This is a genomic window from Ferruginibacter paludis (assembly GCF_030409685.1).
Lineage (GTDB): Bacteria > Bacteroidota > Bacteroidia > Chitinophagales > Chitinophagaceae > Ferruginibacter > Ferruginibacter paludis.
In genome coordinates this window covers 486,851-511,300 of sequence record NZ_JAUFQJ010000015.1, presented here as the reverse complement: position 1 = coordinate 511,300, position 24,450 = coordinate 486,851, and the positions used below count along the sequence as shown (strand labels likewise).

General features: G+C 38.8%; 18 protein-coding genes. 8 read left to right on the top strand and 10 right to left on the bottom strand.

What is annotated here, in order from left to right:
* The first annotated feature begins 379 nt into the window (after positions 1 to 379).
* Both ileS and QWZ08_RS23090 read left to right on the top strand, forming a co-directional pair.
* Positions 380 to 3,793 (top strand): isoleucine--tRNA ligase, encoded by a 3,414-nt coding sequence (gene ileS, locus QWZ08_RS23095; RefSeq protein WP_290339960.1) that lies wholly within the window; start codon positions 380 to 382, stop codon positions 3,791 to 3,793.
* 1 nt (position 3,794) lies between these two features.
* Entirely contained in the window at positions 3,795 to 4,796 is a 1,002-nt protein-coding gene (locus QWZ08_RS23090; RefSeq protein WP_290339959.1) for a TraR/DksA family transcriptional regulator, read from the top strand.
* Between the two features lie 61 nt (positions 4,797 to 4,857).
* Here QWZ08_RS23090 and QWZ08_RS23085 read toward each other — a convergent pair whose 3' ends face one another.
* The 5 genes from QWZ08_RS23085 to mscL all read right to left on the bottom strand — a co-directional run bounded on the left by QWZ08_RS23085 (position 4,858) and on the right by mscL (position 9,057).
* Positions 4,858 to 5,568, bottom strand: coding sequence for a pirin family protein (locus tag QWZ08_RS23085; RefSeq protein WP_290339957.1), 711 nt, complete (start codon positions 5,566 to 5,568; stop codon positions 4,858 to 4,860).
* A gap of 107 nt (positions 5,569 to 5,675) precedes the next feature.
* Positions 5,676 to 6,476, bottom strand: a complete 801-nt coding sequence (locus tag QWZ08_RS23080) for a segregation and condensation protein A (protein ID WP_290339956.1) — start codon at positions 6,474 to 6,476, stop codon at positions 5,676 to 5,678.
* Between the two features lie 72 nt (positions 6,477 to 6,548).
* A complete protein-coding gene (locus QWZ08_RS23075) occupies positions 6,549 to 7,544 on the bottom strand; it encodes a DUF3078 domain-containing protein (RefSeq protein WP_290339955.1) in 996 nt (331 codons plus the stop codon).
* 92 nt (positions 7,545 to 7,636) lie between these two features.
* A complete protein-coding gene (locus QWZ08_RS23070) occupies positions 7,637 to 8,557 on the bottom strand; it encodes a DUF3078 domain-containing protein (RefSeq protein ID WP_290339954.1) in 921 nt (306 codons plus the stop codon).
* A gap of 122 nt (positions 8,558 to 8,679) precedes the next feature.
* Positions 8,680 to 9,057, bottom strand: coding sequence for a large conductance mechanosensitive channel protein MscL (mscL, locus tag QWZ08_RS23065; protein ID WP_290339953.1), 378 nt, complete (start codon positions 9,055 to 9,057; stop codon positions 8,680 to 8,682).
* A gap of 161 nt (positions 9,058 to 9,218) precedes the next feature.
* Between mscL and QWZ08_RS23060 the strand changes: the two genes are divergently transcribed.
* Positions 9,219 to 10,094, top strand: a complete 876-nt coding sequence (locus QWZ08_RS23060) for a DMT family transporter (protein ID WP_290339952.1) — start codon at positions 9,219 to 9,221, stop codon at positions 10,092 to 10,094.
* Positions 10,095 to 10,143: 49 nt separating this feature from the next.
* Here QWZ08_RS23060 and QWZ08_RS23055 read toward each other — a convergent pair whose 3' ends face one another.
* Together QWZ08_RS23055 and QWZ08_RS23050 are read right to left on the bottom strand one after the other, a co-directional pair.
* Complete coding sequence (locus QWZ08_RS23055) at positions 10,144 to 10,656, bottom strand: DUF1573 domain-containing protein (RefSeq protein WP_290339951.1); 513 nt, start codon at positions 10,654 to 10,656, stop codon at positions 10,144 to 10,146.
* A gap of 29 nt (positions 10,657 to 10,685) precedes the next feature.
* The gene (locus tag QWZ08_RS23050) at positions 10,686 to 11,174 is read right to left on the bottom strand and encodes a DUF1573 domain-containing protein (RefSeq protein WP_290339950.1); all 489 of its coding nucleotides are present in this window, start codon (positions 11,172 to 11,174) and stop codon (positions 10,686 to 10,688) included.
* Between the two features lie 120 nt (positions 11,175 to 11,294).
* Here QWZ08_RS23050 and QWZ08_RS23045 point away from each other — a divergent pair, with 120 nt between their 5' ends.
* Positions 11,295 to 13,691 carry an alpha-ketoacid dehydrogenase subunit alpha/beta gene (locus tag QWZ08_RS23045; protein ID WP_290339949.1) on the top strand — a complete coding sequence of 799 codons (2,397 nt, stop codon included), beginning with the start codon at positions 11,295 to 11,297 and terminating at the stop codon, positions 13,689 to 13,691.
* A 35-nt stretch (positions 13,692 to 13,726) separates the two neighbouring features.
* Positions 13,727 to 14,521, top strand: a complete 795-nt coding sequence (locus tag QWZ08_RS23040) for a PhzF family phenazine biosynthesis protein (RefSeq protein WP_290339948.1) — start codon at positions 13,727 to 13,729, stop codon at positions 14,519 to 14,521.
* 104 nt (positions 14,522 to 14,625) lie between these two features.
* On the opposite strand, the gene QWZ08_RS23035 is transcribed toward QWZ08_RS23040, so the two are convergent.
* Positions 14,626 to 15,336 (bottom strand): YebC/PmpR family DNA-binding transcriptional regulator, encoded by a 711-nt coding sequence (locus tag QWZ08_RS23035; protein ID WP_290339947.1) that lies wholly within the window; start codon positions 15,334 to 15,336, stop codon positions 14,626 to 14,628.
* Positions 15,337 to 15,563: 227 nt separating this feature from the next.
* Between QWZ08_RS23035 and QWZ08_RS23030 the strand changes: the two genes are divergently transcribed.
* Positions 15,564 to 17,318: an ABC transporter ATP-binding protein gene (locus tag QWZ08_RS23030; protein ID WP_290339946.1), complete on the top strand. Its 1,755-nt coding sequence runs from the start codon at positions 15,564 to 15,566 to the stop codon at positions 17,316 to 17,318.
* A gap of 22 nt (positions 17,319 to 17,340) precedes the next feature.
* Here QWZ08_RS23030 and QWZ08_RS23025 read toward each other — a convergent pair whose 3' ends face one another.
* Positions 17,341 to 21,069, bottom strand: a complete 3,729-nt coding sequence (locus QWZ08_RS23025; protein WP_290339945.1) for a TraB/GumN family protein — start codon at positions 21,067 to 21,069, stop codon at positions 17,341 to 17,343.
* A gap of 242 nt (positions 21,070 to 21,311) precedes the next feature.
* Between QWZ08_RS23025 and queA the strand changes: the two genes are divergently transcribed.
* Together queA and QWZ08_RS23015 are read left to right on the top strand one after the other, a co-directional pair.
* Complete coding sequence (gene queA, locus QWZ08_RS23020; RefSeq protein WP_290339944.1) at positions 21,312 to 22,361, top strand: tRNA preQ1(34) S-adenosylmethionine ribosyltransferase-isomerase QueA; 1,050 nt, start codon at positions 21,312 to 21,314, stop codon at positions 22,359 to 22,361.
* 296 nt (positions 22,362 to 22,657) lie between these two features.
* Positions 22,658 to 23,122: an Mpo1 family 2-hydroxy fatty acid dioxygenase gene (locus QWZ08_RS23015; RefSeq protein WP_290339943.1), complete on the top strand. Its 465-nt coding sequence runs from the start codon at positions 22,658 to 22,660 to the stop codon at positions 23,120 to 23,122.
* A 1-nt stretch (position 23,123) separates the two neighbouring features.
* Here the strand turns inward: QWZ08_RS23015 and QWZ08_RS23010 are convergent, their stop codons facing one another.
* Positions 23,124 to 24,446 carry an aspartate kinase gene (locus QWZ08_RS23010; protein ID WP_290339942.1) on the bottom strand — a complete coding sequence of 441 codons (1,323 nt, stop codon included), beginning with the start codon at positions 24,444 to 24,446 and terminating at the stop codon, positions 23,124 to 23,126.
* Positions 24,447 to 24,450: the final 4 nt, after the last annotated feature.

Here is a 24,450-nt window from a genome sequence, read left to right as displayed (position 1 = left end):
CAATAATCAAATTTGAGCTACGTTGGTTTCAAATCGATATTGATTAACAATAACGTAAATAAAATGGAATTAAACTATTGGATATAAAGCGAGAACAATTAACGAATCAAATGAAAAAATAACGGGAGTAGGATTACTCCCGTCTTTACCCTAATAAAACCCTAAACCAGCAAAAATTTAGCCCTCGATGGCAATTTTTTTAATATCTTCAGCTAAAAGCTACATTTAAAAAAGAGCCAATACTATGCCAAATGAAAATAATGTGCAAAACTTAGAAACGAAGCTACAATATTCAACAATTGACATTTATTCAGTTGCTTCTAACAAGCCTATTTTACTACCTTTGCACACATTTTAATGTTTACATAGCAGGAATATTATGGCAACCAGGTATAAAGAGTATCAGCATTTGAATTTGCCCCGGATAGGCGAGGAGGTACTGGCGCAATGGAACGAAAAGAATGCTTTTGAAAAAAGTGTTGCCCTAAGAGAAGGGCATCCGCCTTTTGTATTTTACGAAGGACCTCCAAGTGCCAATGGTTTACCAGGTATTCACCACGTTATATCCAGAACATTGAAGGACCTTGTTTGCCGCTATAAGACTATGCAGGGTTTTCAGGTAAAGCGCAAGGGAGGCTGGGATACCCATGGCTTGCCGGTTGAATTGGGCGTTGAAAAATTATTGGGCATAACAAAAGAAGATATTGGCAAAAAAATAAGTGTTGAGGAATACAATGCCACCTGCCGCCGTGAAGTACTGAAATTTAAAGACAAGTGGGACGATATTACCAAAAAAATGGGTTACTGGGTAGATTTAAATAATCCATATGTAACATTTGAAAATAACTATGTGGAAACACTGTGGTGGTGTTTAAAAGAATTGTATAAAAAAGGCTATTTGTATGAAAGTGTGAGCATTCAGCCATATTCTCCCGCCGCTGGCACGGGTCTGTCCAGCCATGAATTAAATCAGCCGGGTACTTACAAGGATGTGAAGGATACGAGTGTGGTTGCTATGTTTAAGGCAGTTAAAAATAAAAAATTACAGATTGAGGAAGTGGATGGCGACGTTTTCTTTATAGCATGGACGACAACTCCGTGGACGCTTCCTTCAAATTTAGGTTTAACCGTTGGGCCGGATATTGAATATGTTTTGGTGAAGACTTTTAACCCTTACACCCATCTGCCTGTAAATGTAATTTTGGCTAAAGCATTGGTTGGCAAATATTTTAAGGCAGAAGCGGAAAATGCTGATTTCGATGCTTATAAAGAAGGCGATAAAATACTGCCCTGGAAGATTTTGACTTCGTTTAAAGGCAAGCAACTTGAAGGGGCAGATTATGAACAATTGCTGCCATCTGAGGCAAATACAATTGAAAAAATACAGGAAGGCACAACGGCGGCAATTCCCTTTAAAATTATTTTGGGCGATTTTGTTACAACCGAAGATGGAACAGGCATTGTCCACACTGCCCCAGCATTTGGTGCAGATGATTATAAAGTAGGTAAAAAAAATAATCTTGGTATTTTAACCCTTGTAGATAAGCAGGGTAAATTTATTGACGGTGTAGGCGAATTCAGCGGTCGCTATGTAAAAAATTACAAGGATGAAAAGGATTATGTTGATGTTAATGTTGATATCAGCGTAAAACTAAAAAAAGAAAACCGGGCTTTTAAAGTTGAAAAATTTGAGCATAACTATCCGCATTGCTGGCGCACCGACAAACCAATTATCTATTACCCGCTGGATGCCTGGTTTATTAAAACTACTGCTGTAAAAGACAGGATGGTTGAGTTGAACAAAACCATCAACTGGAAACCATCAGTAACAGGTACGGGTCGCTTTGGCAACTGGCTGGAAAACATGGTTGACTGGAACCTAAGTCGGAGCCGGTACTGGGGAACACCTTTGCCGGTTTGGCGTACAGCTGAGGGGGATGAAGAAAAATGTATTGGCTCCATTGCAGAACTGAATAGTGAAATAAAAAAGGCTGGTGAAGTATTAGGCGGCGAAACAAATAAGCATTACCTGCATGAAAACTTACTCGATTTACATAAACCTTATGTAGATGACATAATATTGGTAAGCGATAGTGGCAAGCCAATGAAAAGGGTGGCCGACCTGGTGGATGTTTGGTTCGATAGTGGTGCTATGCCATACGCCCAGTGGGGTTTACCTGATACCAGTTCAAACGAATTTGGTCCGCTAAGCACAGCAAATTTTTGGCAATATCACGCAGCCTCAAAAACCAACCCGATAAGCGGCGCCTTTCCGGCAGATTTTATATGTGAAGGTGTTGACCAAACCAGGGGCTGGTTTTATACTTTACATGCGCTGGGCGCCTTGCTGTTTGATAGCGTTGCGTATAAAACGGTAGTGAGTAATGGTTTGGTTTTGGATAAAAATGGCAACAAAATGAGCAAACGGCTTGGCAATGTTGTTGATCCCTTTGACACCATTAACAGTTTTGGGGCTGATGCTACACGTTGGTATCTTATTACCAATGCTTCTCCGTGGGACAGTCTTAAATTTGACGTAGAAGGGATTAAAGAAGTACAACGGAAATTTTTTGGCACGTTGTATAATACTTACCAGTTTTTTGCATTGTATGCGAATGTGGATGGGTTTGCCTTTAAAGAGGCAGATATCTCCCTAAAAGACAGGCCGGAAATTGATCAATGGATATTATCTTGCCTTAATTCTTTAATAAAAACTGTACAACTCAGTCTGGAGGATTATGAGCCAACTCAGGCGGGTCGGGCAATTGAAGAATTTGTTGATACGCTTTTAAGTAACTGGTACGTAAGGCTTTGCCGCAGGCGGTTCTGGAAAGGAGATTATGCCCACGATAAAATATGTGCCTACCAAACCTTATATGAATGTTTGGAAACGGTATGCAAATTAATGGCTCCCATAGCTCCTTTTTTTGCAGATTGGTTATATAATAATTTGAATTCTGTTGGCCAGCGATTTGACGAAGAATCAGTTCATCATACTGATTTTCCGCTTGTGAACGAAGATATGATAGATATTGATCTTGAAAAAAGAATGCAGTTGGCCCAGGATGCCTGCTCGCTCATTTTGTCTCTGCGCAAAAAGGTAAATATTAAAGTACGGCAACCGCTGCAAAAAGCTTTTATACCTGCTATTGACTCCGAAATGGCTGCAAGAATAAAAATGGCGGAAGAAATCATAAAAGCCGAAACCAATATTAAAGAGATAGATATTTTAGGTGCTGAAAATGACTTTATTAAGAAAAAAGCAAAGGCCAACTTTAAAACGCTCGGCAAAAAACTGGGAACCAGGATGAAGTGGGCTGCCGGACTTATTGCATCATTCAATAACTCGGAAATAAATAAAGTTCAGGAAGGACCATATTTATTGAATCCTGCATATCTTTCAGATAATCAGGAGCCCGTTTATATAACATCAGATGATTTAGAAATATCTACAGACGAAATTCCCGGCTATGAAGTGGCGAATAAAGGAAGTTTAACCGTAGCTTTAGACGTTACTATTACCGATGAGTTAAAAAAGGAAGGCAACGCAAGAGAATTTGTAAACAAGATTCAGAATATCAGGAAAGAAAGCAATTTTGAGTTGACTGACAGGATAAATGTGACAGTATTGCAAAATGAAATATTACAATCTTCGTTAAATCAATATAAAGATTATATTTGCGCCGAAATTTTGGCAGATTCGCTTGCTTTTTCCCCGGTTGTAAACAACGGCACTGAAATTGAAGTGAATGACGCCATCTTAATAGTAAACGTAGTTAAACAAGTAGAGTAGTATGGGAACAAAAAAGAAAGCAGCAGCAAAGCCTGTTGTAAAATCTGCCCGAACTTCTGGTAATAAAACAGCCAAACCAGTAAAAAAAGCTGTACCTGTTAAAAAAGCCATACCTGTTAAAAAAGTGGCGTCAAAAAAAGCGCCCGTTAAAGTTGTCGCTAAAAAAGTAGTTAAAGCTGCGTCTAAACCTAAAAACACCATAGTTAAGGCTGCGCCTAAAAAAGCTGCGTCCGTTAAAAAAAATGTGCCTCCGCCAAAAGTGGTTCAGGCTAAAAAACAAATTAAGCCAGCTGCAAAGCAAGTTAAGATACCTGCTAAATCAGCAAAACCGGTTGTGAAACAAGTTATTAAAAAACCAGCTGCCGTTAAAAAAGCTGCTGCAAAAGCTGTTAAACCAGCATTAAAACCTATGGCAAAAAAAGAAGAAATTACAAAACCAGTAGCCAAACCAACTGGCGAAAAAGCCGCTGCAACTTCAAAGCCAGCTGCAGATGTTAAAGCAAAAGATATTAAAGTGCCTGCCCCCAAGCCTGTAGTAATTCCTAAAATTGCTACCAAAACAGTTCGAAAATACCAGCCGGATTTTACAAAATCTGTATTGGATAAAACTGAAAGAGATCCGGGTGCGCCTTCACAACGTTACAGCGATCCTGAATTACTTGAATTTAAAGAATTGATTCAGCGTAAACTGGAAGCGGCAAAAAAAGAATTGGCTTACCTGCATGGTTTAATTACCAGGAAAGATGAAATGGGCGGAGATGAAGGTGATAACCGCTACATGACAATGGAAGATGGAAGTCTGAGTATGGAAAGAGAACAACTGAGCCAGATGGCAAGCCGCCAGATCACTTTTATTGATCATCTGGAAAAGGCCATTATGCGAATTGAGAACAAGACCTATGGAATTTGTCGTGTAACGGGCAAATTAATTGATAAGGCCCGCTTACGAGCGGTACCTCACGCTACATTAAGTATAGAAGCAAAAATGGGTTCTGTAAAATAATTTAATTGATATCAAAAAGGAGAGTTGTGAAGACAATTCTCCTTTTTTTATTCAGGTATCTTTAATTCATTGGGATTTCGATTGCCAATAATTCCGCATCTTCATTTGCCGTAACGGAAAAGCTCTCTGTTCCGTCAATACCAAGTGCATCCCTTCTGCCTAATGTAGTTTCCCCTACGGTTACAGTACCGCTAATATTTACCAGGAAAACGCCATTGCCGGAAAATTTATTGCTGTATGTAAGTGTGCTTCCCGCCTTTATCGAGGTTAATGCAAAGCGGGCATCCTGGTTAATCCAGAGCGCACTATCTTTTTCATCAGCACTAACAATATATTGCCATTTATTGATTCGTTCATTTAAATCAAAAGTCCGCTGATCATATCGTGGCTGTATGTCATTCACCTTTGGAAAAACCCATACCTGAAATAGCGTAACCGGATCCGTTGCTGACGCATTTGCTTCCGAATGTTGTACACCTGTACCGGCACTCATAATCTGTACATCCCCAGCCTTAATAATACCAGCCCCGCCTGTGCTGTCTTTGTGTTTCAGTGCACCTGTAAAAGGTATGGTAACAATTTCCATATTGTCATGTGGATGGGTTGGAAAGGCCCCACCCCCTGCAATATAATCGTCATTCAAAACTCTTAATACCCCAAAGTGTAAGTTTTTTGGATTGTGATACTGGCCGAAACTAAAATAATAATTAGGCTTTAACCAACCATAATCTCCTGTGCCCCTGTCGGCTGCTTTATACAATACTGTTGTCATAAACTATTATTTTTTTTCAAAATTCAATGTTTAAACTTCAAATTTGGTACCGCTTTAAATTACCTGACAAAACAGCAAAAAAATACCCCCTTTAAGAGGGGGCTTAATTAGTTAAAACTGGTCATTTCGTTATAATCTAAGGGAATGCTGTTATCTTCCTCCCGGTTTTCATTGTACTCTACCAGGAAATTATTTCGTCCTTCCCCGGTTACAATAATTAAATATTTCTGTTGTGACAACTCCAGTAAACTTAAAAAAAGGAACAGTGCATGTATACGATCCTGGCATACTTCAAATATTTTTTCGAATGAAGCATTTTTAGCAGCACGGCAGGTAGTTAACATATAATCACGACTTTCTTCCATTGTATAATTGTATTGCACAACTGTGTGCACCGGCCTGTTATTTTTTTCGTGTAGTCGCTGCACCACTTTTTCGAAGGCTTTCATCAGTTTAAATAAAGTAACAGCCTGTATCTCTGTACCTTCACCAGCTTCTTCCCCTATTTGCGATAATTCTCTTTGCAGGTTGCCACGCTTCAGCATCAGCATGCGTGTTTCCTCCAACTCCGCCATTTTTGCCGATGCTTCTTTAAATCTTTTATATTCCAGTATTTTATTGATCAGTTCCTGCCGGGGGTCAATTTCATTGCCCTGTTCATCAATTTCCTTTCTTGGAATAAGCATTTTTGCCTTTATTCGCATCAGGGTGCTGATAAATAAAATAAATTCACTACTCAGTTCAATGTTCAGCTTTTCTGTTTGATGGATAAAATCCAGGAAATCATTGGTTATTTTTGTAATCGGAATATTGTAAATATCCAGTTCATCTCTTTCAATAAAGAAGAGAAGCAAATCAAACGGTCCCTCAAACTGGTCCAGTTTTATCTGGTATGTATTATTGGCCAAAGTAAAAAGTTAGGTTACAAAAAATCCTCCGGCTAAACCGGAGGGCAAATGTATAAATAAGTTAAGAGAGATTTATAAATTAAGCGCAAAACCCATACCCAAGGTGGATAACATCTGCAAACCTATTGTCTGCGACGGCACTGAAGATTTTTTTACATCATCATCATATAAAAGATCTAAAGAATAACTTACCTGGATAAATCGATTTACCTTTAGCTTAAATTGATTTGTCCAAAATAGATCAACATTTTGCGGATTTCTAAGGTAATTACTGTATAAATCCAGCTTGCCGGAATAGGCAACATTTTTCACAATATCTTTCCTGATCACTGCTGTAACAAAAGTACCAAACTCTCCCCTATGCTGTTTCAAAGGATTTACACCATAGAGTGTGGCCAGTGGAGTTTCCATGTGACTGTTAAATATACCGCCCTGGGAAAGATAACTGTAAGGACCGTTGGTAACAATTGTCCATCTTGTTGCGAGAGGAGAACCAAATAAAGAAAACCAGGAAAGTGGAGTCCAGTTGATGCCAGGTGCTATCACAATATAAGCAGGGGCAAAAAAGCCTGAATTCCTTCTTTTGTTTGCAGTTTCAAAATAATTGTATTCATATCCGCTGGTTAATTGCGTCCTTAACTGGCCCAAAATTGAAATATTTACTTTCTTCCAGTTTGCAGGCGCATACCCATATTTTGAAACCAGGTCAATGCGGTCATTGAATTTTCGCGAACCAAGAGAAGTAGTTTTTATCAGGCCATAGTTAAAATCCAGCGTGTTATCCCAGCTTTTTCTGCCCCATTTTTTGGAAGCAAAAGCATTAACAGTTGCTGCTGATGAAAGAGAAAATCGATCGCCTCCTGCTGAAATCCAATTGCTGTTGCTTACCTGGGTAAGACTGATACTGCATGCTAAGCCTTTAATCCACCCGTTTTTATCTGCTTTTTTTATAGTATCATTTTTTACAGCGTTTTCTGCAATTACTTTCATCTCTTTAAGAGATGTATCCTGAGCAATGGCAATATCCAAAACGCACAAAAAGACTGCAGTTACAAATAGGTATTTCATTGAAAATATTTTGAACTAAATAAACGGCTGGCATTTTTTAGCACCAGCCATTTACTAAAAAATCCAAATTGTATAAGAAAATCTTACAGCTATTAAAATTTATAGTTGAAGCCGATACCAATTCCATGTTGCGTTTGCATTCTGGCAACTTCCAGATCATTATAACGTAAATTAAAACTAACTGTTGCGGCGATATACTTATTTACTGTAAAAGCAAACAGGTTGTTCCAGTTTACAATCAAATTGCCCGGATTTTTCAGGTAATTTGAGTAAACATCAGCAAAACCGGTATATAAAATTCCTTTAGACAAATCGTAAGAAAAACTGGCCCTGGCATAGGCCCCTAATCCAAAAGCAACTTTTTTACCTGCATCTACACCGTACAGTGACAATGGCTTGGAACTGGCAGTTAATTTGGTGGTTAAATTGGCCATTGCCGGAGAAATAAGCAAGTTGAAATGATTACTTGGCTTGTATAAAAACCCTGGGCCAAGTTTGATATAACCGGGAGTCATGAACCGCTCAAACTGACTTTCCAAACTAAAGAAGGCTGCATAACTCCATTCTTTACTAAACTCTTTTCCGTAAATAGAACTAAAGTTTAAATAGTCGTCACTCTTTGTAAAAGGCACTGACTTGGAACTGTTTGTTGCAGGAACATAGACTGAAGAACTAGTGCCTGCATATCTTCCATTTAAAGAATTTAACCAGTTTGTCTTTCCTTTTTTTCTGTTGAAATCGTATGATATAATACCCTTAACACCAAAAAAAGAAGTGTTACCACCACCTTTAACAGCTGTCCAATAATTATTTTGTCCTAATTCTGTCAGGCTGATATTGATTGTTCCGGCTTTAACCCAACCATCTTTTACAGTGGTATCTGATTTATTTTTTGCTACTGTTGAAATTGCTCCATCTACATTGGTTGAAGTCTTTACATTTGTTTCTGACTGTGCCTGTGAAGTAATAACTCTGATTAATAACAGGGAACACAGATAAATAGCTTTTTTCATTCTATTTGGTTTTAATTGAAATAAATAATTTTACCGCTAAGACAACTTTTTGATAATATAAGTTGCCTGATATAAAAAATACACCTTTGCAGGTGTATTTTTATATAACATAAAAAATTGCATTATTTTTTAAGCTCGTCTCTTATCTGCATTAATAACTTGTCAGTTGAAGAAGGTTCTGCAGGTGGTAGTGGGGCAGCTTCTTCTTTCTTCTTTACCGCGTTGGCAGCTTTTATAATAGAAAACAGCACAAGGGCTATAACAATAAATTTAATTACAGAAGATAGAAATTTGCCATATTTTACAGCCCCCCAACTAAGATGTTCGATGTCGGCTGCTCCCGCCGCTTTCAATGCCGGAGTTAATAATAAAGGTGTGATGATATCATCTACGAGAGAAGATACAATAGCACCAAACGCTGCACCAATAATAACAGCAACTGCAAGATCTACGACGTTGCCTTTCATGGCAAAATCTTTGAATTCTTTGATAAATCCCATAATAATGATTTTTAAATGGTTAATTGATAGAAAATAAGACGATACGAAAATATATTTTTATTGTTATGTTTCCAACAAAATATTAAGAAAAACAATTAGGTAACATAATCTGGATACAATTTAAAGATTTGATTTATTTACTGCTACTTTGCAGGCTCAAAATGAATAAAACTGTTATTGACTGGCTGCTGTTTATGTTACTTTCATTGATTTGGGGCAGCAGCTTCATCTTAATGAAAATAGGTCTAGGACAATTGTCATCTTACCAGGTAGCCGCTGTGAGGATTGCGGCATCCGGACTGATATTATTACCGATCGCTCTAAAATGTATTAAAGGTATTCCCGCAAAAAAATTACTACTTATTTTTTTGTCAGGAAGTATCGGAAGCCTCATACCTGCTTTTCTATTCTGTATGGCCGAGGAAAAAGTAGATAGCAGCCTGGCAGGCACACTCAACGCATTGACACCCGTGTTTATAATTATCAATGGTGTTATTTTTTTTCATACCCATACGTCAGTAAATAAAGTAACCGGTATTGCAATTGCTTTAAGTGGCAGCGTATTGTTACTTCTAAGTAAAAGGCATTTACAAGCCGGTCAAAATCCCATGTCGGTATTGCTCATTGTGTTAGCCACCTTTCTGTATGGTTTTAACGTAAATATGGTTTCCAAAAAACTATTGCACATTCCTTCCCTTCACATTACAGCTGTAGCTCTTTCATTAAATGCTATTCCTGCACTGCTGATACTTGTATATACGGGATATTTCAATTTGCCATTACAGCACACCTTAATACTGATATCAACGTCAGCGGCAGTTGTGTTAGGTGTTGGCGGTACAGCTATCGCCACGATTATATTTTATATGCTGGTAAAAAGAGCGGGGGTAATTTTCGCAAGTATGGTTACTTATGTGATTCCATTTGTTGCTATTGCATGGGGAATTATTTATGGAGAATATCTTGGCATTCTGCAGGTAATCTGCATGGTGATCATTCTGGCTGGCGTTTATGTTACTAATAAAAAAGCAAAATAAAAAAGCCTCCGTTGTGGCGGAGACTTTCTTAAATCAAATTTTTATTTTGTTATTTCTTACTGCTTTTTGTTTTTACTTTTTTAACCACTTTCGCTGGAACAGGTGCTGCGACAGCTGTTGTTGCTGGTTTTGCTTCAACTGCCGGAGCCGCTGCTTTTGCTTTATCAAACTCCTCTGCTGTTATAACCTCACCTGTAAAAGTGATGCTTTTCATTTCATCAATACCAGCAAACTTTACAGTTAAATGTTTTTCAAAATGACCTGCATTGGCTGCATTGTAAGTTGCATTGATAACACCAGTTTTACCCGGAGCTATTGGCTCTTTTGTATAATCAGAAATAGTACATCCGCAAGTTGGATTTGCTTGCTCAATAATTAAAGGTGTGCTGCTGATGTTGGTAACTGTAAAAGTACCTTTAGCAGGAACACTTTGTTTTATTTTCCCAAAGTCAATTGTCTCATTCGTAAATTTGGCAACATCAGCTACTTTTTTTGCCTGTGGTTGTGCAAATACTGTTGACGTCATCGCAAGTACAGCTGCGGATAATAAAAATGTTTTCATGATATTCTTTTGAATTGTTTTTAAATTTATTATAAATCTTTTAAAATTCCTAGTTCTTTATTTTCGGGTGCAGAAGTAGCTGGCGTTTTCCAAACCTCTCCTGTAATAGTTATCTGTTTGGTTTCGGTTCCGTTGTAAGTGATGGTAATAATTTTTGTAAAAGGTCCTTCACTTGCTGCATTATAACCAACCGTGATGGCTGTTTTTTCTTTTGGAGCTTGTACTTTATTTCTATCCCAGTCGGGCGTAGTGCAACCGCAACTTGCCTGCACATTGCTGATTTTTAATGAATCTTTTCCATTGTTTATCACTTCAAAAATATGTGTAACCGGTCTGCCTTGCGGAATTTTACCAAAATCAAATGCTGTTTCTTTTAAACCTAAAATCTCTGCTGGTACAGTAGTTGTTCCGCTTAAAGAAGAAGGTTGCTTAGGAGTATTTTTGCCTAAATCTGTTGACTGTGCATGCACGTAAAGTGCAGCAAAACAAACAACAGCCAGTGTAAATACTTTTTTCATTTGATGTGTAAGTTTTCAAATATTGATCCAAAGATACAAAAACGATTAAAACCATTACAAATTGTCAGGGGGTTATGTTTTTTTTAACAATCATCACAACTATTATTTTACATTTGTTGAATGGATACAGTAAATACCAATGATACTGCATTGCAGGAAAAATTAAGTTTTGATCATTTCCGGAATGAAGTGCTGAAAGATTACCGTATTAGCTGCGAAAGCAGGGAAACCAGCCTGATGGGAAGAAAAGAAGTGCTTACAGGCAAAGCAAAATTTGGCATTTTTGGAGACGGCAAAGAAGTCGCTCAGGTAGCAATGGCCAAATTTTTTAAACCTGGTGATTTCAGGGCAGGGTATTATCGCGATCAGACTTTTATGTTTGCTGCAGGTATGGCTACAGTTGAACAATATTTCGCTCAATTATTTGCAGATCCCGATATTAACAATGACCCATTTAGTGCAGGTCGTCAGATGAACGCACACTTTGCGACAAAAAATGCAGATGAAAATGGCGATTGGCTTGATCTTGCCAATATCAAAAATACCAGCAGTGATATGGCCCCCACCGCTGGCCAAATGCCCCGTGCACTAGGTTTGGCACTGGCTTCCAAATTATTCAGAAATGTAGACGTTTTTAAACAGTATCGTAACTTAAGTGATAACGGTAACGAAGTGTGCTTTTGTACCATAGGAGATGCATCTACAAGCGAAGGACATTTTTGGGAAGTAGTAAATGCAGCAGGCGTTCTGCAGGTACCGTTGGCCATTTTTATTTGGGATGACGGATATGGCATTTCTGTTCCGAAACATTTGCAAACCACCAAAGGCTCTATTTCTACTGCATTAAGGGGAATGCAAAAAACAGAGGGCACAAATGGTCTTGATATTTATAAATTAAAAGGCTGGGATTATGCCGGCATGTGTGAAGTATTTGAACCGGCGATTCAGAAAATAAGGGACACTCACATCCCTGCCATTTTTCACGTAGAAGAAATAACACAACCGCAGGGACATTCAACATCCGGTAGCCACGAGCGGTATAAAAAACCAGAAAGACTTGCCTGGGAGAGAGAATGGGATTGCATTAAGCAAATGCGGGAGTGGATTTTGGCAAATGCACTCGCCGAAGAAAATGAATTGGTTGAAATTGAGATAAATGCAAAATTATTTATTAAGGAAAGTAAACAAAAGGCATGGGAAAAATACATCGCTCCCATAAAACAACAGGTAGCAGAATGCCTTCCTCTATTAAGTAATCTTTCGCAAAAATTAACTGCCGAAAAAGGTGCAGAAGTCAGCAATATTATCCTGGAATTGAACAACAACAGGGAACCCTTGCGGAGAGAAGTTTTAAAGGCGATGGCTACTGCGCTTGATGTTGCGGGCAATAGTACGGGGACTGAGGAATTGAATAATCATTACCAGCAGCTAAGAAGGGCTAACGCAAAACTGTATAATTCTTTCTTGTATAACGAAGGACCTAAATCTGCATTGAATGTTACCGTAATTAATCCATACTATTCAGAAGATGCCAAAATTGTAAATGGGTATGAAGTGCTTAACCATTATTTTGATGCGCTGTTTTCCAGTAATGATAAGGTAACAGCCTTTGGCGAAGACCTGGGCTTTATTGGCGACGTAAACCAGGGCTTCAGCGGACTGCAGGCAAAATATGGAGACCAGCGCATATTTGATACCGGCATAAGGGAGCTTTCAATAATGGGGCAGGGTATTGGGTTAGCACTAAGAGGCTTGCGGCCTATTGCCGAAATTCAATACATTGATTACATGTTGTATGGTTTACAAACGTTAAGTGATGATTTGGCAACTACACATTTTCGTACTGCGGGGCAGCAAAGTTGCCCCATGATTATACGGACCCGCGGACACCGGCTGGAAGGTATCTGGCACAGTGGTTCCCCTATGGGAATGATCATAAATTCATTACGCGGCATTTACATTTGTGTACCACGAAATATGGTGCAGGCTGCAGGCATGTACAACACGCTGATGCAAAGCAATGACCCTGCGCTGATGATTGAGTGCCTGAACGGCTATCGCCTTAAAGAAAAATTACCCGATAATTTACTCGCTTTTACGGTGCCGCTGGGTGTACCGGAAATTGTGCATGAAGGCTCTGATGTTACCATTGTGACTTATGGTTCTACCCTGCGTGTCGTGCTTGAAGCAGTAAATTCGCTTGATAAACTAAGTATCAGTTGCGAAGTAATGGACGTACAAACTTTGTTGCCATTTGATATCCATCACATCATTGCAAAATCGTTGCAAAAAACCAACCGCATTTTGTTTGTTGACGAGGATGTGCCCGGAGGCGCCGCTGCATTTATGTTTAACAAAGTGATGGAAGAACAGGGAGGTTATAAATATCTGGATGTTGCGCCAAGAACAATCACTGCGCAGGACCACCGGCCATCTTATGCAAGTGATGGCGATTACTTCAGCAAGCCCAACGTTGAAGATGTGGTAAGGGTGGTGAAAGAAATGATGGCAGAATAATCTTTACTGTTAATTTAAATCTATCGTTTGTTGTTATGAATTTAGCATTATACCAGGTTGATGCTTTCGCTAACCGACTTTTTTCCGGCAATCCTGCAGCCGTCATTCCGCTGCAGCAATGGCTGGATGATACAGTAATGCAAAACATTGCACTTGAAAATAATTTATCTGAAACCGTCTTTTTTGTTCCCTCAGGCACAGCCGGTGCAGATTATGATATCCGGTGGTTTACGCCGGAAGTAGAGATCAATCTTTGCGGTCACGCCACGCTGGCAAGCGCTTATGTATTGTTCTCAATACTCGGGTTTGATAAAAATGCAGTACGTTTTAATTCTAAAAGCGGCGTTCTTACCATAACCAAAAAAGAAGAGTTGATAACAATGGATTTCCCCAGCTGGAAGCCGGAAAGGCTGGAATTATATGATGATTCTTTAAGTGAAATATTGGGTAATCCAATCATTACGGGGGTATACAAGTACCGTGATATTTTAGTAGAGCTGGAAACAGAAGAGGATGTAAAAAATTGTACTCCTGATTTTACTTTAATGAAAAAGCATTTTGATAAAATGATCATTACCGCGCCGGGGAAAAAGGCCGATTTTGTTTCAAGATTTTTTGCACCCGGCGCCGGCATTAATGAAGATCCAGTTACCGGTTCTGCGCATGCTCAATTAATTCCTTTCTGGAGCGAAAAACTCGGTAAAAATAAACTGCGTGCATTGCAATTATCCAAACGTGGCGGCGAATTATGGTGCGAACAACTGAATGCGGAAAGGGTAACTATCAGCGGCCAATGCGTTTTTTATATGAAAGGGGAAATAACCATTTAACGATGGTTGATTATGATGGCTAATGTATGATCCTTCAACTCGACGACGACTTTTCTTTTTAAAAAATAACATCCCTAAAGAAAAACAGACATAAGCCATAACAACTATTTCATATTGTGATATACTTTCTGTACATCTTCATCCTGCTCTAACTTATCAACTAGCTTAAACACGTCCTGGGCGGCTTCTTCACTCAACTCTGTCGTATTCATTGGTATCCTTGTCAATTCTGCAGTAATCACTTCAATCTTTTTTTCTTCCAATGCTTTTGCCATGTGGCCAAATTCAGTAAAAGTGGTACGGATAACAATATTCCCTTCGCTATCTTCACCTATTTCTTCCAATCCATAATCAATCAGTTCCAGTTCCAGATCTTCTATATTTAAGCCGGTATTTTTTATTTTAAATTCTCCCAGCCGATTGAAGGTAAAAGCAACACTTCCACTCGTTCCTAAGCTACCACCACTTTTGGTAAAATGCATTCTTACATTGGCAACAGTTCTGGTAGGATTATCGGTCGCAGTTTCTACCAATATAGCAATACCATGCGGCGCATATCCTTCGTACAAAATTTCATCATAATGCACCATTTCTTTACCCATGGCCCTTTTAATAGCCGCCTCAACCCTATCTTTTGGCATTCCCACACTCCGGGCGTTTTGGTAACATCTTCGCAACGCCGCATTGCCATTAGGATCTGGTCCACCGGCTTTTACCGCAATAACAATTTCTTTACCAATGCGGGTAAAGTTCTTCGCCATCTTGTCCCAGCGGGCAAACATGGAACTTTTTCGTACTTCAAATATTCTTCCCATGGTCTTACTTTTACTTTTATTAGGTTGCCGGTTATTGAACCGGATTGCAAATTTAGGGAAAATCATTTTTCCCATATCATTATAACGCCTAAGCAGGCATCCTGTCTTTAACTGCATAACAAACCGGCTGTAAAATGCGGCGTCAAATAATTATTTACCAAGCGAAACGACGCACTTCCCACAATCCAAAGCAGCGATTAAATGTTAATTAGCTAATTTTAACGGCCATGATTAAGCCTCTTCTACAGGTACAAAATTTATCGGTTAGTTTTACATCAGAAGCATCTGTAAACTGTGCTGTGCAAAACATTTCATTTACCGTTGATGCCGGCGAAATCCTGGCGATTGTGGGTGAATCGGGTTCGGGGAAATCTGTTACCGCTTTGTCATTGCTCCAATTACTTCCACAACAAGCTTTGGTAGAAGGCAAATTGTTATTTGCAACAGCAAATCAACAGGCGGTTGATTTGTTGCAAACAAGTGGCAGGCAAATGAATTCGATTCGAGGAAAAGACATTGCCATGATTTTCCAGGAACCAATGACATCGCTCAATCCAGTCATTACCTGTGGCCGTCAGGTAATGGAATCAATTCAATTGCATCAGCATATTTCTGCAAATGCAGCCAGGCATAAAACCATTGAACTTCTTCAACAGGTAGAACTTCCCAATCCCACGGAATTAATTGACCGTTATCCGCACCAGCTGAGTGGTGGTCAAAAACAACGGGTGATGATTGCGATGGCGATGAGCTGTAACCCTTCTCTTTTAATTGCCGATGAGCCAACGACAGCACTGGATGTAACCGTTCAAAAAACAATACTGGAACTGATAAAAAATTTGCAGCAAAAGACTGGCATGGGCGTTATTTTCATTACTCATGACCTTGGCATTGTTGCCGATATAGCTGACAGCATATTAGTATTGTATAAAGGACAGATTGTTGAACAGGGTACAACAAATCAAGTGTTGCAACACCCGCAACAACCATACACAAAGGCTTTATTGGCGTGCAGGCCGGCCCTGCATAAACATGGAGTAAAACTACCAGTTGTCAGTGATTTTTTTGATGGCAATGAAAACAATCATGCACACGTGAAAAAGACGCTTGTTACTTCGGAAATTGATGAGCATAAAACTTTGTTAAATGCAGATAATCAAATTGCTGACAATGCAGTATTGACTCCGGTTTTGAATGTTGAAAAATTGAGTGTGCATTATAGTGTCAACCGGTCATTTTTATTTGGCAAACCTACCCAACCCTTTAAGGCCGTAGATGAAGTAAGTTTTAATGTCAGTAAAGGCGAAACGTTGGGACTTGTGGGCGAAAGTGGCTGTGGAAAAACAACGTTGGGCAGGGCGATTTTACAATTAACTCCTGTCACATCCGGCAGCATTATTTTGAATGGATCAAACCTGGCGTCATTATCTTCAAACGAATTACGGCCGTTAAGAAAGGAATTACAAATGGTTTTCCAGGATCCTTACGGCTCGTTGAATCCAAGAATAACGATTGGTAATGCCATGACTGAACCAATGAATGTGCATGGCATTTTAAATAGTAAGGGTCAGCGTAAAGAACGGGTGGTGGATTTACTTGAAAAAGTAAATTTAACGGCGGAACACTTCAACCGCTATCCCCACCAGTTTAGCGGCGGGCAAAGACAACGTATTTGTATTGCCCGTGCGCTTGTTTTAAATCCTTCATTTTTGATTTTTGATGAGAGCGTAAGTGCGTTAGATGTGAGTGTTCAGGCGCAGGTATTAAATTTACTAAACGATCTTAAAAAAGAATTTGGCTTTACCTCCATTTTTATATCACATGACCTTTCTGTAGTTCGGTACATCAGTGATCGTATACTGGTAATGAATAAAGGAAAAATTGTAGAAGAAGGTCCTGCTGATGAAGTATATACCAACCCTCGAAATGACTACACTAAAAAATTGATAGCTGCCGTACCGGGAAAATCAATTGTCTTTTAATTGCTTACGGTGAACCGCATGCCTAATCTTCTTCAGTCATTCTTCTTTTAAACTGATAACCGTTTGTATCCATCTCAAAAAAATTGCGGGCACTCTTATGGACATTAAACAAGATCTTTTTAAGTTGCTCCTGAAACTGCGCCAGCACCGGAATATCTTCTTTAATTTTTTTATCCGTCATAAGAGATAATTTATCATCACTGCTTACATCTTTTCCATTTTCAGGTTGCAGGCCACTGATACCAATTTTCCAGTCATCCTGCTTTTTTACCCGGTACTTAAAAAAATAAACGGTACCCCGCTTTTTATCATACGCTGTAGTTTGTTTCGATACATAAACAATACTGTCAATCGCTGCATAATTTTTATTCGCCACCAGGTAGCTGCGTGCCATTGCCAATTGCGTTTTATACAGCGATGGAAATTTATCAAGCCTGTTTATCTTTTCCATTTTTTCAAACAATAAACCTCTTGTTTTATCTTTTGCCGCCAGTGCAAACAGTACGCTATCTGCAACTGTTTTTTTATTCCGCAATAATAGCAAGGCAGTATTCATTACAATATCATCTTCCCGGGACCGGAGCAGTTTATCAAAAAATTTAGGTATAGTAGCATTACTATCATAAAAGGGAATCAATAAGGTAGCATAGTTATTCAAAGCTTCATTGTTGTTATTGGCATCGTATCCTTTTACCCGCATCAATTCGTTGTCATCGTCGCCATCATCTCTCATTTTATTTTCAGCCAGTTTTTTCTCTTCTTTTCCCTGCTGTTTTTTCAAGGCTATTTTTGCATCAAAATAAATCTTGTTGAAGAAGCTGCTGTATTGTGCCGCTTTAATAAAACCGCTGTCAACAAGTTTTACAAGAAGGGAAGTCACAGGTTCTTTATAATCTTCTAAAGATGTCAGCTGCAAAATTTCCGGGTACAATGAAGCTGCCAACTGCAACGAATCTTCCAATCTTTCAAACAAATTGGTGTAACCATAATCTCTGTCAAAAACAGCAGGATCCCGTAAAATCAATTCCTTAAAAAGATTAACAGCCTTGGTGGTTTTATGCCTTGCCAACGCTTCTATCACTTCATTTTGAAAAATGCTGGTATCGGCAGTTTGTTCATATATGTTTTTAAGATGATCAACTACAACCTGGTGGGATGTATCTTTGATATAACCCAGTTCTGCAATCAGTTTACTTTTAAGAGTCAAATAATCATTGTCTTTTGGCGATAATTTCTGCAATGCATTCATTATTTTCGGCACCCCTTTTTCTCCATAATATATATTGCTCAGGTCCTGCACGGCCTTTGCATGGGTGGAACTGTCTTTACTAAAAAGATCGGTAAAAAAGCTGTCAAGACAATCAGTAAAAATACTTCTTCCTGTTTTTTTACCGGGTTCAAATTTGTCAAAAAAAGTATGGATGAAACTGCTTTGAACATTCATCGTATCTCCCATCGTAACCAGGTTAAAAAGGTAATTACCCTGTAATAAACTGAGGCGGTTGATGGTCCCGGAAGAACCGGAATCCCGTAATACAAATGATAAACCCCTTGTTCCATTGGAAAGTAAAAAGGAATCTTTGCTATACAGTAAAAGATCACTTTTCTCTGTATACTTTTTCATTTCATCAGTCCAGAATTTTGCTGTATCTCTTACATAAAAATATTTAGGGTAACGCTGAATGGAAACCCCGATCATTTCTCCTGTGGAATCACTTCTAAATACCGCATTGCGGGTTTTAGGCCAGTAACTGTTATAGTTGGCATACCTTCTGCTGCCTGCAACTTCTTTACTCACCTGTTCCAGTTTGGCCCGGTAGCCTTCATCAAAATCAGGCGAAACGGGGGTTGTTGCAATAAAGTGCATAAAAGTATCTGTATAAACTTTAGGAGAAGTGTAATTATAAGGTGCAAAATGAAAAGAATTAAAATAGTCACTGAAATCCCTTTTTTCGTTTTTACTCCTGGCGGCAATCACAAAATATTGAGGCCCTTTTATTATGTACTTTGCGGTAACAAAACTGCCGTCTTTTAATTTCTCCTTCACATCAAGCATAGGGTAGCCATTAAAATTGCCAATACGCCGTTGCAGCTGCTTTGAAAAATAATCTGGTGAACGAAAAGATTCCTCTATCAACTTTAAATCAAAAGTATCCTGATCGAGGAACTTAAAATTGTATACCATTTTTTTAAGAATAAGGTAGGCATCTCCTGTTGTTTTATCCATTGCTTCATACTCCCATCTGTCAATACCATCACTGTTGCTGCCATCCATACTCTCTTTGGGTTGGTGAATTATTTTAACAGAAAATCCGCCTTGAGCCGGGGTGTAAACCATGGGTTTGTCCTCCATTTTTTTTAACCGGATGGAGGAAAAGAAATGATTGGCTTCTTCACCCTCTACATAACTTTCCTTACCGCTCATTTTAAAAACTAATATTTCGAATGGCGTTATAAAAATATTATAACGCTGCAGATCGCCCGTTCTTGTTTTGTTCGTTATATCAAATCCACGGTAACCACTTTTCTCTAAAGCCAATTTTTTTACGATTTTACCTGGTATATTTTCATACAGCATGCTATCCACTTTCTTCATCACCTGTTCTTCACTTTGACCAGTAAAAGCTGCGTGTGTGTTGATTCTTGTTACCAGGTAGTAACTACCATTACTCATGTCTGAATATTGTCTTCTATCCAACCCATGAAATTCGTCCGTCATTTTAAATAAAGGCCCGGGCATATCAACACTGTAGAACCCATCATCCGCCTGTCTTTCAACAAATACCACCGGCACTTTTAATTTATCTGTTTCTTCTTTTTTTGCAGCATCCCTATCGGTCATTTTTATCGGCCGCAAATGGTATCCCATTTTACGCAGCATTTCTATAACCCCTCGTTGGCCGGGCAAATGCGCCGCACCAACACCAACAAAAAGGCTGCTTTTTTTTATAATGGTATCAATGGAGTTGGCTTGTACTTCATTGCGTTTGTATAAAAAATTTTCCCTGAAAGCAATGGATCTTTCTGTCATGATGTCCAGCGAATCCATCAAATCAAGATCACCCCGGCGGTAAGCTTCCTGTATTTTCTTGGTAATATCTCCCATTGATTCGCCATCCGTATCTATCTGCTTTTTATTTTTTTCTGTTGCCATATCCGCATACGCCTGTAGCACTATTTTTTCCGTTTCATAAAAATCTTCTACCCCGGCAGAACGCTTTCCCATTTTTTTTCCGGTCTGAAAAATATACATATCCAAAAATGTATTCTCTTCAAAATCTTCCCTGGCCTTGTAACTGCGGTACAGCAAATTATTTACAACAGTAGGCTCGGTGCTTAGCGCAATTTTTAATTCGTCATCGTAAGGCTTAATTCGGAAGGAGTTCTCGGTTAGCAAATCATCACCCGGTGCTTTTACAAAATTGGAGTAGTTCTGCTTTAACCTGTCGAGGTTAACCATCTGGCCCTGCCAAACATCGGGGTTTAACTCAAGCGCTACTGCATCCACATTTTTCATGGCGTAGTAAAAAGAATCGCTCAGATGAAATACCATTTTATTGCTCACATGCATAGTACCAAAAAGATAGGAAGGCCTTTTTAACCCGTTTCCGGTGATTTCCCAAAACAGGCTGGGATATTTATTTGAAGCGTTTTTTTGACTCACACCCTGCAGGCAAAACAGTACTGCCACTATTACCATGATCACTTTTCTGCTCCTGTAAAACATCGTTTTTGTATTAAATTTTCCCATTGTTATAAAGTTGAGCAGAATAGCACATTTTACAAAATATAAAGGCATATTTAACGAATTAAAATATGCATATGTTGTACCAATGCGGTTTCCATAAAACTTAAATCAAATTCCTTAAAAAGCCGTAGCTTTGCACTCTTAAAATCATGCCGTAACATGATAAGTGCCTTTCAATGGCTACATATCTCTGTAAATCACTACAGTATCAGGGCTGGTTATCATTCAAAAATTTATTGATCAATATGAAATTAAGTCAGTTCCGATTCGACCTTCCATTAAACCTTATTGCCCAAAACCCAACCAAAAGAAGAGAAGACAGCCGGATGATGGTAATTCATCGCAAAACCGGTGAAATTGAAAATAGAAACTTCCGTGATATTATTGAATACTTTGATGACAAGGATGTAATGGTTGTAAATAATACTAAAGTTTTTCCTGCCCGTATGTATGGACGCAAAGAAAAAACAGGTGCCAAGATTGAAGTGTTTTTATTGAGAGAATTAAATAAGCCCAACCGTTTGTGGGATGTAATTGTTGACCCAGCCCGTAAAATTCGTGTTGGCAATAAATTATATTTTGGTGAAAATGATGAACTGGTTGCAGAAGTAATTGATAACACCACCAGCCGTGGACGTACCATTCGTTTTTTATGGGATGGCACAGAAGAAGAATTCAGGACTATGCTGGACTTTATGGGTGAAACGCCTTTACCAAAATATATCAAGCGCAAGCCGGATGAAGAAGATAAGGAGCGTTACCAGACAGTATATGCAAAACATGAAGGAGCTGTTGCAGCCCCAACCGCAGGATTGCACTTTAGTAAAGAATTAATAAAAAGACTAGAAATCAAAGGGCTTCGTTTTGCAGAAGTAACGCTTCATACAGGCCTTGGTACTTTTCGCCCGATTGAAGTGGAAGATCTTAGCAAACACAAAATGGATGCTGAATATTATGGCATTGATGAAACAGCCTGTGCTATCGTAAACAAGGCAAAAACTGATGGCAGAAGAATTTGCTCTGTTGGCACAACAACCATGCGGGCAATGGAATCTTCTTTTACCGCTCAAAAATTATTGAAACCTTCGGAAGGCTGGACGAACATGTTTATTCATCCGCCATATAATTTTTCTATTGCTGATGCACTCGTTACCAACTTTCATTTGCCAAAAACAAGTTTGTTAATTATGACTTGCGCTTTTGCAGGTTATGATGTAGTGATGGAAGCTTATAAAAAAGCCATTAAAGACAAATACCGTTTTTTCAGTTATGGAGATGCCATGCTGATCGTTTAGGAATGAAGTGAAATATTTATAAAAAGAAGCTGCAAAATTTGCGGCTTTTTTTGGGCCACTTTGAGAAGCAATTTGTTACCGATTGGGATACTGACCTAAAAAATAAAGGGGTGAGATAAAAATCTCTCCCCGTTTTAAATCCAATATCCTATGAAAAACCAATGCTAAGACATTCAGTTACTACTAAAAGTTGCATGCTTTTTAAATAAATAATTTCCTGGCACTCTTCCCTTAGCGGCGAGTCTCCGTTTCGAATATGGACAGGATGAATTAACTTGAGATATAAAAACGATGTCATGCCGACCTTACAACAATGGCTGTCTGAATATGGAGAGAGCCATCAAAACGTTACCAATAAAACGATTCACTGGATATGTGTACCCGCCATCTTTTTTTCAATTGTTGGATTTCTATACAGTATCAAACTCCCTTTTGAAATAACAGGTCACCGGGTAAATGTGGCTTTGATTGCGTTTGTGCTGATTATTTTTTATTACTTCCTGCTAAGCAAAAGTCTGTGGATTGGCATGCTTTTATTCGGCACAATTTGCCTGCTGGTATGTCACTTAATTGAACTACATTTTTTTATGCCGCTCTGGGCTTTTTCGCTGTTAATATTTATCGCAGCCTGGATTGGCCAGTTTTACGGGCACAAAATAGAGGGAAAGAAACCTTCCTTTTTTAAAGACCTTCAATTTTTGCTAATAGGTCCTGCCTGGCTGATGAGTTTTATTTATAGAAGATTGGGTATATCCCTATAAATCACATCAGCCCAAATAAACCTGAATTTAATAACTGCAGCGTTTGTACTTTATAATTTTTAGGAATCAGGATGGAGATATTGTGACTGCTTCCTCCATAACTTACCATGCGGATAGGAATTCCACTTAAAGATTTAAAGATTTGTTCCATTACATCTTTGGTCTCTGTAATTTCATTGCCAACTATAGAAACAATAGTTTGATCAGCGTCAATTTCTACGGTACCGAATGGCTCCAACTCCTGGATGATTGCAGGCAAGCTGCTGTCACTGTCAATGGTGAGGGATACACCTACTTCTGAAGTAGTGATCATATCAATTGAAGTGCGGTGCTTTTCAAACACCTCAAATATTTTTCTTAAAAAACCGTAGGCCAGTAACATACGGCTACTTTTGATTTTTATAGCAGTGATGCCATCTTTAGCCGCAATTGCTTTTACCCCTACACTCCCCGCCAATTCTGTTATCAACGTACCTTTTGCATCCGGCTGCATGGTGTTTAATAATTTAACCGGCACTTTATAAAATTGCGCAGGCCAGATGCTTGCAGGGTGTAAGATTTTAGCACCAAAATAAGCCAACTCCGCAGCCTCATCAAAACTCATCTGCTCTATCGCAAATGTTTTCTTTACTATTCTCGGATCGTTGTTGTGCATGCCGTCAATATCTGTCCATATTTCACATACAGAAGCATTTACCGCTGCTGCAATCAACGATGCACTGTAGTCGCTTCCTCCTCTTTTTAAGTTATCTACTTCTCCTTTTGCATTGCGGCAAATAAACCCTTGTGTAATGAAAATCTTTTTGTCTTTCAAGCGCTCCAATACTACATCCAGCTTTGCTTTTATGCTGGCTACCTGTGGCTCATCATCGGCGTCAATCGCCATAAAGTCCAGCGCAGGAATCAATGCATGATCAATTGCCTGCTCTGTTAAATAGACTGAAAATAATTTGGTACTGAGCAGTTCTCCCTGCGCAAGGATATCCTTGTTCAGTGCTTCGCTGAAAGAGATTTTTAAAATGATGTTTAAAAATTCAAAATGTTCGGTGACAATATTTTTTGCACTTGCAAGGGCAGCGTCGGTTTTAACCAGCTGGCCGATGAAATTATGGTAGTGTTCCTGTAAAGTTTCAATTTGTTTCTTGGCAAGGTTTCTATCGCCGCCCGCAAGCGAATTGCTTATTTCTACCAGTGAATTGGTGGTGCCGCTCAAAGCTGATAATACTACAATTTTTGGCTCTTCATCCTTTGTTATCAGTTTTGCTACTTCATGCATCCGCTCTGGTTTTCCTACACTGGTACCACCAAACTTCATTATTTTCATTACC